Origin of the sequence: Labrys okinawensis (assembly GCF_002982075.1) — a bacterium.
Lineage (GTDB): Bacteria > Pseudomonadota > Alphaproteobacteria > Rhizobiales > Labraceae > Labrys > Labrys okinawensis_A.
On record NZ_PUEJ01000003.1, the window covers coordinates 576823 to 590985 of the forward strand.

A 14163-nucleotide genomic window follows, 5' to 3' on the forward strand; every position below is an offset into this window, starting at 1 on the left:
CTTCCTCAATGGAAATCCCGGCTCTTGAACAGGCTCAGTTCGAGCTGAGCCGGCGGCGGAGCTGGCTGGCCGTCCGGCATGTCGCGCAGGCGGGCGAGTTCGGCGGACAGGTCGAGCACCTCCTCGGCGATGACATGCACCACGTCGCTGGCGCGCTGCAGCCGGCCGCGTATGGCGACGAAACGGGCATTCATCACCGCGCGGCGGTTCCTCTCGAAGGTCCGCGACCACACGATGATGTTGGCGATGCCGGTCTCGTCCTCGATGGTCATGAAGACGACGCCGCTGGCGGTGCCGGGGCGCTGGCGAGTCACCACCAGGCCGGCGACGGTGACGAGGCTGTCCTGGGTGAGGGTTTTGTCGCGATGCGCCTCGTTGGTGATGGCACCGAGCTGCTGCAATTGCGGGCGCAGGAAGGAGCAGGGATGGGCCTTGAGCGACAGACCCGTCGACTGATAGTCCTCCAGCACATGCTCGCTCTGCGACATTACGGGCAGGGCGACGGCAGGTTCGGGAAACAGGGCATCGTCGAAATCGTCGGCCAGCAACGGCATATCCCGGCTCGTCCTGGTGGCGCCGATGCCGATGGTCTCGAAGCGGCGCACGGCCCAGAGCGCCTCGCGCCTGTCCAGGCCGAGAGAACGGAAGGCATCGGCCTCGGCCAGCTTCTGCATCGCCGCCAGCGGCAGGCCGCTCGCCGTGCCGAAGCGCTCCAGGCTGGAAAAGCCATTGCCGCGCCGGCCGGTCATCGCAAGGATCTCGTCCCTGTTCAGCCCGGAGACCAGCCGCATGCCCAAACGCACGGCAAAGCGATGTTTGGTGGGGTCGCTGGCCGGCTCCAGCGTGCAGTCCCATTCGCTGTAATTGACGTCGACGGGCCGGATCTCGACGCCATGCTTCTTGGCGTCCTGCACCAGCTGTGCCGGCTGGTAGAAGCCCATGGGCTGGCTGTTGAGGATGGCGGCGCAGAAGACGTCGGGGTAGTGGCATTTGATATAGGCGGAGACATAGACCAGCACGGCAAAGCTGGCGGCATGGCTTTCGGGAAAGCCATATTCGCCGAAGCCCTCGATCTGGCTGAAACAGCGTTCGGCGAAGGCCTGTTCATAGCCGCGGCGCACCATGCCGTCGATGAACATCGTCTTGTAGTTGCCGATCGTGCCGGTGTGCCGGAAGGTCGCCATGGCCCGCCTCAAACCATCGGCCTCGTCCGGCGTGAAGCCGGCAGCCTTGATGGCGATCTCCATGGCCTGTTCCTGAAAGAGGGGAACGCCGAGCGTCCGGCCCAGGACTTCCGCGAGTTCGTTCCTGTCGCCGCCGCGCCGCATGGGCAGGTCGTTTTTTTCGAGGCCATCACGTCGACGCAGATAGGGGTGCACCATGCCGCCCTGGATCGGGCCGGGGCGGACGATCGCCACCTCGACGACAAGGTCGTAGAATTTCCGGGGCCTCAGCCGCGGCAGCATCGACATTTGCGCCCGGCTCTCGACCTGGAAGACGCCGACGGAATCGGCCTTGCAGAGCATGTCATAGGTGGCCTCGTCGTTGCGGGGCAGGGCCGCGATCGCGCCGAGATTGCGATCGTAATGGCGTTCGAGCAGGTCGAGCCCGCGCCGGATGCAGCTCAGCATGCCGAGTGCCAGCACGTCGACCTTCATCATGCCAACTTCATCGATGTCGTCCTTGTCCCATTCGACGAAGGTGCGGTCCGCCATGGTGGCATGGCAGACGGGCACGGTGTCGTCGAGCCTCTCGCGCGTGAGCACGAAGCCGCCGACATGCTGCGACAGATGGCGGGGAAAGCCGGTGAGGGCAGCAGTGAAATGGAGCGCCTGGCGGATCACCGGATTGTCGGGATCGAGGCCCGCCTGGCGCACCCGGCTCGGTGTCCAGGTCTGCATGCCCATGCCCCAGACCGTCTTCGACAGGGCCGCCGTCACGTCCGGCGTCAGGCCCAGCACCTTGCCGACTTCGCCCACCGCCCGCCGGGAGCGGTAATGGATCACGGTCGAGCAGATCGCGGCGCGATGGCGGCCATAATGGTCGTAAATGCGCTGAATGACTTCTTCACGGCGCTCATGTTCGAAATCGACGTCGATATCCGGCGGTTCGCCACGGTTCTCCGAAATGAAACGCGAGAACAGTAACTCCGTTTCGGTCGGACTGACCTCGGTGATCCCCAGGCAATAGCACACGGCGCTGTTCGCCGCCGAACCGCGGCCCTGGCAGAGAATTTTGAGGGTGTTGCGAGCATGATCGACGACATCGTGCACGGTGAGAAAATAGGGCGCGAATTCCAACTTGGCGATCAGGGCTAGCTCTGCGCGAACGGCATTGACGACCTTCTCCGGGACCCCGCGGGCAAAGCGCTTCCTTGCGCCGGCCCAGGCCAGGTCTTCCAGGTGCTGCTGAGCGGTCTTGCCCGGCGGAATGGGCTCGTCGGGATATTCGTAGCGCAGCTGCCGCAGATCGAACGTGCAGGCCTCAACGATTTCGAGCGTGCGCGCCAGCGCGTCGGGGTGGTCGGCGAAGAGAGCGGCCATTTCGGCGGGCGACTTGATATGGCGTTCCTCGTTGATTTCGAGCCGCAACCCGGCTTCGGCCAAGGTGCATTTCTCGCGGATGCAGGTGAGGATGTCGGCAAGCGGCCTTTGGGCCGGCACGTGGTAGAGCACGTCGTTGATGGCGACCATCGGCGCGCCGATCCTCTCGCCCAGTTCGGCGATCAGGCCGAGGCGGCGGGGTTCGTCTCCCCTGAGGCGGTGGGAGCCGGCGAGATAGACGGAGCCCGGCGCGGCCTCGGCCAGCCTGGTTGCCCGTTCGACGAAGAGCGGATCGAGCGTATCGGGCGGCAGCACGATCAGTCTCTGCCCCTCGCAGGCGGCGAGAATGGCTTCGAAGCCGAACTGGCATTCGCCTTTCGCGCGCACCATGCGCTTGTTGTTGTCGCTGAGCAGACGGCAGAGCCGGCCATAGGCCGCGCGGTCGGTGGGATAGGCGATGGCCTCGAAGCCATCCATGGTGACGAGGCGCACGCCGGGCAGATAGCGCAGGGATGGATGTTGCTTGGCCTCGCGCAGGGCCCGGACCACGCCGGCGAAGGAGTTGCGGTCGGCTATGCCGATGCCGGCCAGGCCGAGCCTCTGGGCCTGCCTCACCATGTCCTGCGGGAAGGAGGCGCCGCGCAGGAAGGAAAAATTGGTGGTGACGGCGAGCTCGGCATAGGCGGGGCTCGCGTCCTGGCCGAGCTTCGACGCAATCGCACAGCAATCGTCATTGCGAGGAACGAAGTGACGCGGCAATCCAGGCGCTATAAAGCGCGGTGTTTGCGGCTCCTGGATTGCTTCGCCCCGCCAATCGTTCGATTGGCAAGGCTCGCAATGACGGTCATTATCGGCTGCCTCATATCTCATGCCAGCAGCCCTCGGAGGGACCAGCTCTGCCGGCCGTCATGGCAGAGCCAGAAGCGCTGGCCGGTCTGTGTCTCTGCGACGTAATAGTCCTGGTAGGTCGGCGCAGGCAGCAGGACGCTGCGCTCACGCGTGGCTTCGGTGTCCTCGAAACGGTTGCGTTTCTGACTCCTGGGACTCTCGCCGTCGGGGAGGGAAGGCGCTTCCTCGCCCAGCTTGCCCCAGCCATATTCCTCCTTGCCCGGTTTGTCGGGCAAGGTCGGGGCCGCCGTCTCCCACCAGGGGCCGGCGATGCGCTCCGGTCCCTGCAATGCGGTGATGTGGTGGGAAGAGCCGCGCCAGCGGACATGATCGGGCAGGCCGTCCGGACGCGTGGCGAGGATTTGCAAGGGCTCGGGCTGGTCCAGGAACAAGGGCGGACGTTGACGCGAGCCATCGGCTGTCGGCCAGGCCGGCTCGGGTTCGGCGGCATCGCGTGCCTCTTCTGCAAAGGCCGGATCGTGCCGGGCGACGGGATGGAGCTGGCGTACGCTGCCGGGGCCGAGGCGCTGGCGGAGGGCGTCGATCAACTCCGCCCGGCGTTCGGCGGCATCGGCCGGCGGCGCATCCCGGCGCCCTTCCTTGAGAGACAGGCGGTTCTGGCGCTGGCCGAATTTCTCGGTGACGGTCGCGGTCAGGCTGATGGTCTCGAAACCGAAACCGGCATCGATGGCCTCGCCCAGCCGTTCCAGATCGAGCTCGACCAGCCTGGCGATATGGGCCGGATCGCGGGTGGCGGCGGCAAGGCCGATATGGATGGTGCGCACCTCGCCATCGACCCGGAACAGGCGCAGCTGCAAGGCCCGTGCGGCCACGCCGCCGGCGACGAGGGCGGGAACCAGATCCTGCATCAGGCGGGTGGCGACATGCACCACGGCCGCCTGGCTCACCACCGGCTCGAGGAGCTGGCGGCTGCGATGATAGAGCGGCGGCGGCTCGATCAGGGCGAGGGCTTCCTCGCGCCGCCCCATGGCCTGGTCGAGGCGCTTGAGCAGGATCGCATCGAAACGCGCGGCGAAGGGAGCGCGCGGCTTGCCGATGAGATCCCCGATGCGGATGAAGCCGAGGCGGCGCAAGGTCTGGACGAGGTCGTCGCCAAGGCGCAGGGCGGCCAGGGGCAGATCGGCAAGTGCCGGGCCGGGATCGCCGCCCTCGGCGAGGGTGCAGCCATTCCGGGCATGGAAGCGTGAGAGGGCCCAGGCCGCGCCCGGCGTGTCGGCCAGCGCCACACGCGCGCCGAGGCGAAGATGGCGCAGGCGCTTGACGATGTCGGCGAGCAGGGCCTGTTCGCCGCCGGCCAGATGGCTGGCGCCGGTGACGTCGAGGAACAGGCCGTCGGCTCCGTCGGCCTCGCGGTAGAGGGCCACGGAAGGCGTATAGCGCATCGCCCACAGGCCGAGCCGGTGCAGGGCCCTCGCATCGGCCTCCGGCATGGCCGGCCGGGTCTGCAGGCCCGGCACCTTGGCTCTCGCATCGGCGACCAGCCCGCCCACGGCGAGGCCTTCCGTCTCGGCCGGCTTGCTGGCGGCTGAAATGCGCGGGCCGCCGGCGGCATCGACCGTCAGGACGAAGGGGTAATGGCCGTCGATCGTATCAGGCGACCTTGGCGCGTTGCTCTGGGCGACGAGAAAGCGCTGGATCGGCCAGCGTGGCAGATAGATCGAGACGATGCGAGGCATGGTCATACTCCATGAGCCAGGATCCGCTTTGCCCGTTGCGGCTGCGTTCGAGCCGAACGTGCCAGCGCCAGGCGGTGAGAAGGCCGAAACGATCGCGCGGACCTGCGGCCGCTCCGACGCGCCAGCGGGACATCGCAGCCAGGGAAGGCGTGGCCAGAGGCGGGCGCAGAAGGAAGAGGGGGCAGGGGGCGGAGGCTGCCGCGAGCTGGAGGCGGCGGCTGGTGGCGGCATCCATGCCACCGCCCGTCACGGCTGCCACCGCCGCGGCGGCGCCGGAGCGCAGGATCTCCTCCATGGCCCAGGCAGCCTCGGTCTCGTCGCCGGCCGTGACCACGATGAGCCTGGCCGGATCGAGGCCGAGGGCGTTGAGGCCATGGCCGTAGAGCCGGCCGAGGCCGGCCATGCCGCGCGGCGAGGTCACCAGCCAGACCATACCCTTGGCCTGGCGCAGGGACAGGCGGGAGGCGAGGAAACCCAGCGCGCAGCCATTGTCGAAAATGGTTTGCGGCGCGATTTCATGCAGGCCGTCCAAGGCGAGGCCGCCGCCCGGCAGGCGGGTGTCGATCCCCCCGATGCCGAAAGGCAGCACGCCGGCATCGGCATGCACATGATCGAGCCGGGGCAGCAGAGCGCGCAATTCCGCCAGCTTCTCGGCCCGTTGGCCGATGGGAGAAAATCGCGATTCCGCTGGATCGCAATTTTTCTCCGGCCCCACGTTTTGACGCGATGTCTCAATCGCAAAGCCTATCGGCTTTTCTGGGAAATGTTTGGGGACAGGAGGAGGGGCAACGCGTATCGTCATGGCTAAAGTCCGTTTCGCTCAGACTAGAACAAAACGAGAACATTTCAAGCGGACTCTTCGATCATGCGCCATTCGGCCGGGAAAGCGCCCGGCATGGTAAAGGGACTCTGCAATGGCGAGGCGGCCGAGTCCCCGATTTCAAAAGTCGGGCGAAGCGTGCCTCAATGCGACGGCAAAGAGCGGGCCTGGCCTTCCTTGTCGTGCACGGCGAAGCGCTCCACCAGGGTGGCGCTGGCCTCGTTGAGGCCGACGACCTCGACCTCGCGCCCATGGCGACGCGCCTTGAGGACGATGCGGTCGAGTGCGCCAACCGCCGAGATATCCCAGAAATGCGCCGCGCCGACGTCGATGACGATGCGCTTGACGGGTTCCTGTACGTCGACGGCATCGCTGAAGGTGCCCGCCGAGGCAAAGAAGATCTGCCCTTCCACCCGATAGACGCGTTCCCTGCCGTCGGCCGAGAGGCTCGAGCGCACACGGCTGAGGCGTGAGACCTTGCCGGCGAAGAATACGCCCGACAGCAGTACGCCCACCAGCACGCCCTTGGCGAGGTCGGCCGTCGCCACCACGGTGCCGACGGTTGCCAGCATCACCACGGAGGAGGGCACGGGGTTACTGCGCAATTGCAGGAGCGAGCGCCAAGAGAAGGTATTGATCGAGACCATGATCATCACCGCCGTCAGGGCGGCGACCGGCACGATGGCGAGCAGGTCCTGCAGCGCCACCAGCAGAATCAGGAGGAAGCCCCCGGCCACCAGCGAGGATAGGCGGCCGCGGGCGCCGGAGGAGACGTTGATCACCGACTGGCCGATCATGGCGCAGCCGCCCATGCCGCCGAACAGGGCCGAGGCCATGTTGGCGATGCCCTGGCCGGCGCATTCGCGGTTCTTGTTGCTCGGCGTATCCGTCATGTCGTCGACGATCTGCGCGGTGAGCAAGGATTCGAGCAGGCCCACGGCGGCCAAAGTGAGCGCCACCGGCGTCAGGATCTGCAACGTCTCCAGCGTCAGCGGCACCTCAGGCAGGCCGAAGCTCGGCAAGGCGGAGGGAAGCTCGCCCAGATGGGCCACGGTGCGCACGTCCAGCCCGAACCCCCAGACGATGGCGGTAAGCACGGCGATTGCAACCAGGGGCGCCGGAACGGCCTTGGTCACATAGGGAAACAGATAGATGATGGCGAGGCCGAAGGCGATCAGGCCATAGGTCGCCACCGGCACATGCACGAGCTCGGGCAGCTGGGCCAGGAAGATCAGGATCGCCAGGGCGTTGACAAAGCCCGTCATCACCGACTGCGAGACGAAGCGCATCAGCCGGCCGAGCTTGAGAAAGCCGGCGATGATCTGGAAGACGCCCATCAGGATGGTGGCCGCGAAGAGATATTGCACGCCGTGGTCGCGCACGAGGCCGGTCATCAGCACGGCCGTGGAGGCGGTGGCCGCCGAGATCATGGCGGGGCGCCCGCCGGTGAAGGCAATCACGCAGGCGATCACCACGGAAGCGTAGAGGCCGACCTTGGGGTCGACGCCCGCGATCACCGAAAAGCCGATGGCCTCGGGGATCAGGGCAAGGGCGACGACGATGCCGGAAAGCACGTCACCACGCGGATTGGAAAACCATTCCCGGGAATAGGCAGACAATTTGTTCATGAGAAAATTCGCAAGGGACATGCGGCCATACCCGATGCAGCGGGTTGGATGATGCTGTCACGACATTTGCGTTATCCGGCGGATCGGCGGCCGGAAGAGCCACCCGGAATTTCACCGGGTCCTTCTGAATGGCCTCCTTCTAGCGGCAAGGTGCAGGCCGAGGCAAGGCGTAAGGTAGCACTGGCCGCAATTTTGTTGCGGCCGGCAGCAAATCGAGGGCGGCCGCGTTTTCGCGCTCAGCGCTCCTCCTTGCGGAAGGGCTTGAGCAGGGCTGCCGGTGCCACCGCGTTGCGCGACATCATCGCCATGGCGACGATGGTGAGCAGGAAGGGAAGCATCAGGAAGATCTGATAGGGGATGTGTCCCAGGCCCACCGCCTGCAGGCGCAGCTGCAGCGCGTCGACGCAGGCAAAGAGCAGGGCGGCGCCGGTGGCGCGCAGGGGATCCCAGCGCCCGAACACCACCAAAGCGATGCAGATCCAGCCGCGTCCCGAGATCACGCCGAAGGTGAAGGCGTTGAACTGGGCCATGGTGAGGAAGGCACCCCCGAGACCCATCAGGGCACCGCCCAGGATGACGGCCTCGAAGCGGCGGGCGGTGACGCTGATGCCCGCGGAATCGGCGGCGCGCGGATTTTCGCCGACCATGCGCAGGCCGAGGCCCCAGGGCGTGCGATAGATCAGGAAAGCGCTCAGGGCAACGCCGATCAGCGCGAGATAGACCAGGGCATATTGGTTGAACAGGATCGGCCCCAGGACCGGTATCTCGGCAAGGCCGGGGATCGGCACCGGCTGGAAGGCGGCGATGGTCGGCGGCGAGGCCTGCTGGCCGAACACCAGGCGATAGAAGAAATAGGCAAGGCCTGAGGCGAACAAAGTGATGCCGATGCCGGAGACATGCTGGCTGAGGCCGAGCGCCACCGTCAGCACGGCATGCAGCGCCCCGAGCAGGGCGCCGGTCGCGATGGCGGCGAGGACACCGAGCCAGGGGCTGCCGGTGAAATAGGCGGCGGTGAAACCGGTCATGGCCGAGAGCAGCATGATGCCCTCGATGCCGAGATTGAGCACGCCTGATCGTTCGGAGATCAGCTCGCCCAGCGTGGCGAAGATCAGCGGGGTGGCGATGCGCAGGGTCGCGGCGAAGAAACCGACCTGGAAGATCTGTTCGAGGACCAGGTTCATGCCGTGACCCTCTGACAGCGCAGGCGATAGGAGGTGAACAGGAGCGCGACCAGCATGGTGAGCAGCGAGGTGCCCTGGATGACGTCGGCCAGAAAGACCGGCACGCCGGTGGCGCGCGACATCGCTTCCGCGCCGGTCATGGCCGCCGCGAAGAACAGGGCGGCCGGCACCACGCCGAGCGGATTGAGGCGGGCCAGCATGGCGATCACGATGCCACTATAGCCATAGCCCGGCGACAGATCCCCCATCACCTGGAAATGCACGCCGCCGACCTCCCCGACGCCGGCCAGGCCCGCCAGCCCGCCGGAAAGCAGAGCGGTGGTGACCAGGATGGCGTTGACCTTGATGCCGCCATAGGCGGCCGCCTCGGCATTCTCGCCGGTAACGCGGATGGCGAAACCCAGCGTGGTGCGCGTGATCAGGAACCAGACAGCGGGGGCGGCCAGCAAAGCGGCCAGGACGCCCAGATGCAGGCGCGTGCCCTCGAAGAAAACGGGGAAATTGGCGCTGTCCTCGATCGGTGGCGAGATCGGATAGCCCGAGAGCGAATCCTTCCAGGGACCCTCGATGAGGGCGAGCACGCCGAGCAGGATCACCGAATTGAGGAGAAGCGAGGAGACGACATCGTCGACCCTGAGCTTCACCCTGAGGAGGGCCGGGATCAGTGCGGCGATGCCGCCGGCCAGCGCCCCTGCCAACGCCATGGCGACGTAGGCGAGCGGCCCGGGCATCGGAAAGGCGCCGACGAAACAGCTTGCCACCGCGCCGGCCATCAACTGGCCCTCGGCGCCGATGTTCCAGAACTTGGCCCGGAAGGCGACGGCAACGGCGAGGCCGGTGAAGATCATCGGCGCCGCTTTCACCAGCGTCTCGGTGAGAGCGTAGAAATCGCCGAAGGCGCCCTTCAGCATCAGCCCATAGGCCTCGAACACGTTGGCGCCGGCGAGTACGATCAGGCCGCTGCACAGGACGAGCGCGACCACGACCGCCAGCACGGGCAAGGCGACATTCAGCCAGACCGGTGTGGATTGGCGGGGTTCCAGCCTGAGCATCAGTGGGCTCCCGTCATCAAGAGGCCGAGTTTCTCGATCGTGGCTTCGCCGGCCGGCAGGATGCCGGCGACCCGGCCCTCATAGAGCACGGCGATGCGGTCGGAGAGGGTGAGCAATTCTTCCAGATCCTCGCTGATCACGATCAGGCCGCGGCGGCGGGCGCGCAGGTCGAGGAAGCGCTCATGCACGAAGCGGGCGGCGCCGACATCGAGGCCGCGGGTGGGCTGGGCCACGATCAGCACCTTGGGATCGAAGGCGAGTTCGCGCGCCAGGAGGGCCTTCTGCATGTTGCCGCCGGAAAGGGAACCGGCTCTCGCCATGGGCCCGGCGCAGCGTATGTCGAAGGCCCGGATCTGCTCCTCGGCGAAGGCCTGGATGGCGCCGGGCTTGAGCAGGCCGCGCGCACTGAAAGCGGCGGTGCCGATGCGCGGCAACACCATCGAGTCCGCGAGCGGCATGGCGGTGACCATACCCTGGGTCATGCGATCCTCGGGGATGCGGCCGAGCCCCATCTCCTGCACGCGGCGCGGGCCATAGGGCACGACCTCGGCGCCGGCGATCTTCAATGAGCCTGCCGAGGGGGAAAGCATGCCCGCGACCACGTCCGCCAGCGCCCTCTGGCCATTGCCGGTCACCCCGGCAATGCCGAGGATCTCTCCCTCGCGCACGGAAAGGGAAACGCCGGCGAGCCGCATGCCGCCATGGCGATCGGTCGAGACGTCATCGAGCGACAGGACCACGGCGCCGGGCTCGGAGGCGGGGCGTTGCGGCGGCACGATCTCCTGGCCGCACATCAGCCGCGCCATCTCGGCCGAGGAGGTCCTGGCGGGCTCGGCGATGGAGCCGACGACGCGGCCATGGCGCAGCACCACGCAGCGATCGGTGATGGCGCGCACCTCCGTGAGCTTGTGCGAGATGAAGATGATGCCGAGGCCCTCGGCCGTCATGGCGCGCAGCGCCTTGAACAGTCCTTCCGCCTCTTCGGGCGCGAGGACGGCCGTGGGTTCGTCGAGGATGAGGAGCCTTGCGCCGCGGAACAGGGCCTTGATCACTTCCAGGCGTTGCTGCTCGCCGACGGCAAGCGAGGAAACCGGCCTGTCCGGATCGAGGCGAAGATTGAACTTGGCGGCGATCTCGCCGAGGCGGGCGAGGGCGCCGGCCCGGTCAAGCCGACCGCCGCGCCCCGGCAGGCCGACCAGCAGGTTTTCGAGCACGCTGAGGCGCGGCGCGAGGTGGAAGTGCTGGTGCACCATGCCGATGCCGGCTGCAAGCGCATCGGCGGAATTGTGGATGCGCCGTATCTGTCCCTCAATCAGGATCTCGCCCTCGTCGGCCGCATAGGCGCCGAACAGGATGTTCATCAGCGTGGTCTTGCCGGCCCCGTTCTCGCCGAGCAGGCCGACGATCTCGCCCGGGCGCACCAGGAGATCGACGTCCGCATTGGCCTGCACGGCGCCGAAGCGCTTGGAGATGCCGCGCATCTCGACGAGGGGAGTGGAAAGGGGCATGGGCGAAAGGCGCACCTGGCGTTCTACCCTCCCCTGGAAGGGGAGGGTCGGACGAAGTCCGGGGTGGGATGATGGCCGGCAATGATTTTCTTCCAAACCATCAATGTCGACACCGTCGTTGAGGGGCGCTGGCCACCCCACCCCGACGCTGCGCGTCGACCCTCCCCCTCCAGGGGAGGGTAAATTATGCTCAATCCGAAACGGGGGTATTCTCGTCGACGTCGACGCGGAAGGTGCCGGCGAGGATCTCCGCCTTCTTCTTCTCCACCAGGTCCTTCACCTCGGCCGGCAGCAGCTTGTCGAACTTGTGATAGGGCGCGAGCGAGGAGCCGCCCTTGGCCATGCGCGAGAAATCGCCATAGTCCTGGGCGGTGAACACGCCGGCGCGTACCATCTTGATGGCCTGCTGCACGGTCGGGTACATGTCCCAGACCGGGCCCGTGATCACAGTGTCAGGCCCCTGGTCGGATTGATCGGACATGTTGGAGATCGCATAGATCTTCTTTTCCCTGGCCGCGTCGATCACGCCGAAGCGCTCGGCGTAGATGACGTCGACGCCGCCGTCGATCTGGGCGATGGCGGCTTCCTTGGCCTTGGGCGGATCGAAGAAGGAACCGATGAAGGTGACCTTCTTCTTCACCTGCGGATTGGCCTCCTTGGCGCCGGCGAAGAAGGCGTTCACTAGGCGGTTGACCTCGGGAATGCCCATGGCGGCCACGGCGCCGACGGTGTTGGACTTGGTCATCTTGCCGGCGATCAGCCCCGACAGATAGGCCGGTTCGTGGATCCAGTTGTCGAACACGCCGAAATTGGGCTCGGCCGGCCCGGCCCCGGAGCCGAACAGGAAGGCGGTCTTGGGGAACTGCTTGGCGGTGCGGCGGGATTCGCGCTCGGCGGCGAAGGCATCGCCCATCACCAGCTCATAGCCGCCCTGGGCATATTCGCGCATGACGCGACCGAAATCGGCAGCCTGGACCTTCTCGGAGAACTTGTAGTCGATGCCGAGTTCCTTCGCCGCCTTGGTGAGGGCGACATGGATCTGCTTGTCCCAGGGCTCCTCGATCGGGGTAGCGAAGATCGCGGCAACCTTGAGCTTCTTGTCGGAGGCGGCGAAAGCCGGCAGTGGTAGCCCGGCCGCGACCAGGCCGGCAGCGCCCAGCCCGATGAAATGGCGGCGCGACAGGCCTGTTTCCCCTTGAAGCAGGCTGCGATCTCTACGCGACATGTCATTCCCCTCTTTTGTCGGATAAAGTTTAAAACGGTTCGAAATACGGGATGGAACGTCTGGTTTGCCAAGCACTTGACGGCTCTTGCCGGAGCAATGTGCCCTGTGGCGCGACGCCTGTCCAGATGGTCAAATCCAGTGTGCCGATCTTCAAATCGTCACAGGCTGGGTCACTATGCCGGTCTGAAGACCGGCATACCACTCTCACTCCGCCGCCTTGGGCGCATAGCTCGCCGGATCAAGGCTGGCGGGTCGACCGGGCAGGTCGAGCGTGCTGCGCCGGGCCGGTGTCTGCGCAATCACCTTGCCCCGGCGAATGACGGACAGGCGGGTGGGGCGCATGCGCACGGCCTCGATCGTATCGGCCGCCTGCAGGATGACGAAATCGGCATGGCAGCCTTTGGCGAGGCCATAGTCCTCCAGACCCATGACGGCAGCCGGTACCGAGGTCACCGCCTCGAAGGCCCAGCGTATCGCCTCGCGGCTGGTCATCGGCACGGCATGCACCGCCATGTGCGCGACATCCAGCATGTCGGCGCCGCCGAGCCCGTACCAGGGATCCATCACACAATCCTGGCCGAGCGCCACGGGGATGCCGAGCGCCCGCATCTCGGGAATGCGCATCAGGCCGCGGCGCTTGGGATAGCCGTCGTGGCGGCCCTGCAAGGTGATGTTGATCAGCGGATTGGCGATCGCGAAGATCCCTGCCTCCAGGATCAGAGGCAGCAGCTTGGAGACGTAATAGGAATCCATCGAATGCATGGAGGTGAGATGCGAGCCGGCGGCCCGCCGGCCCAGCCCGAGGCGATGGGACTCCGCCGCCAGCGTCTCGATATGGCGCGAATGCGGATCGTCGCTCTCGTCGCAATGCAGGTCGATCATCAGGCCGCGCTTGGCGGCGATGGCGCACAGGGCCTTCACCGAGGCGGTACCGTCCTCCATGGTGCGCTCGAAATGGGGAATGCCGCCCACCACGTCGACGCCCATGTCGAGCGCCCGCTCGAGATTCCGGGCGGCCGTGGGCGAGCGGTAATAGCCGTCCTGCGGGAAGGCGACGAGCTGCAGGTCGAGATAGGGTTTCACCCTGGCCTTGACCTCGAGCAGCGCCTCGACCGCGAGCAGACGGTCGTCGCAGATGTCGACATGGCTGCGCACGGCCAGCAGTCCCTGGCTGACGGCGAGATCGCAATAGCGCAGCGCCCGTTCGATCACCGCCTCATGGGTCAGCATGGGCTTGAGCTCGCCCCACAGCGCAATGCCTTCCAGGAGCGTGCCCGACTGGTTGAGCCGGGGAAGGCCCAGCGACAAAGTGGCGTCCATGTGGAAGTGGCAGTCGACGAAGGGGGGCGCCACCAGATGTCCGCCGGCATCGATGCGTTGGGCCGCCTCGGCCGCGATGCCCGGCTCGATCGCGGTGATGCGTCCGCCCGTTACAGCGATGTCCTGGCCGGTACGTCCGTCGGGCAGGGTGGCGTTGGTGACGATGAGGTCGAGCGACATCGGGGCGGTTCCGTTAAAAGTCGTTCAGGAAGGAAGGGCAATTGTCATCATGGGCGGTTTGACGGATTCGGCCAATGAGTCAATCCGCCTTGCCTCTCACCCAGGGCCGCGCATTCGGGAC

At 66.5% G+C, this 14163-nt stretch carries 9 protein-coding genes and 1 other annotated feature; all 9 genes read right to left on the bottom strand.

The features are described from left to right. Positions 1-5 precede the first annotated feature (5 nt). Positions 6-3260, bottom strand: coding sequence for an error-prone DNA polymerase (locus C5L14_RS09700; protein ID WP_245443338.1), 3255 nt, complete (start codon positions 3258-3260; stop codon positions 6-8). A gap of 149 nt (positions 3261-3409) precedes the next feature. Continuing rightward, entirely contained in the window at positions 3410-5128 is a 1719-nt protein-coding gene (locus C5L14_RS09705) for a Y-family DNA polymerase (protein ID WP_105861813.1), read from the bottom strand. Further along, positions 5043-5765 (bottom strand): ImuA family protein, encoded by a 723-nt coding sequence (locus C5L14_RS30315; protein WP_181161101.1) that lies wholly within the window; start codon positions 5763-5765, stop codon positions 5043-5045. Before C5L14_RS30315 ends, C5L14_RS09705 begins: the two co-directional genes overlap by 86 nt. A 326-nt stretch (positions 5766-6091) precedes the next feature. Next, positions 6092-7576, bottom strand: coding sequence for a SulP family inorganic anion transporter (locus tag C5L14_RS09715; RefSeq protein ID WP_105861815.1), 1485 nt, complete (start codon positions 7574-7576; stop codon positions 6092-6094). Positions 7577-7645: 69 nt separating this feature from the next. Beyond that, positions 7646-7701 (bottom strand) — a sequence feature (sul1 is cis-regulatory element that is thought to sense ions involved in sulfur or methionine metabolism; They are found in Alphaproteobacteria). Between the two features lie 111 nt (positions 7702-7812). Then, on the bottom strand, positions 7813-8757 hold the full coding sequence (locus tag C5L14_RS09720) for an ABC transporter permease (protein WP_105861816.1): 945 nt from the start codon (positions 8755-8757) through the stop codon (positions 7813-7815). Beyond that, positions 8754-9809, bottom strand: a complete 1056-nt coding sequence (locus C5L14_RS09725; RefSeq protein WP_105861817.1) for an ABC transporter permease — start codon at positions 9807-9809, stop codon at positions 8754-8756. The genes C5L14_RS09720 and C5L14_RS09725 overlap by 4 nt, the downstream gene beginning before the upstream one ends. Beyond that, the gene (locus C5L14_RS09730; RefSeq protein ID WP_245443324.1) at positions 9809-11317 is read right to left on the bottom strand and encodes an ABC transporter ATP-binding protein; all 1509 of its coding nucleotides are present in this window, start codon (positions 11315-11317) and stop codon (positions 9809-9811) included. Before C5L14_RS09730 ends, C5L14_RS09725 begins: the two co-directional genes overlap by 1 nt. Before the next feature lie 190 nt (positions 11318-11507). Then, entirely contained in the window at positions 11508-12542 is a 1035-nt protein-coding gene (locus C5L14_RS09735) for a BMP family protein (protein WP_105861818.1), read from the bottom strand. 204 nt (positions 12543-12746) lie between these two features. Continuing rightward, a complete protein-coding gene (locus C5L14_RS09740) occupies positions 12747-14042 on the bottom strand; it encodes an amidohydrolase family protein (protein ID WP_105861819.1) in 1296 nt (431 codons plus the stop codon). Positions 14043-14163 lie beyond the last annotated feature (121 nt).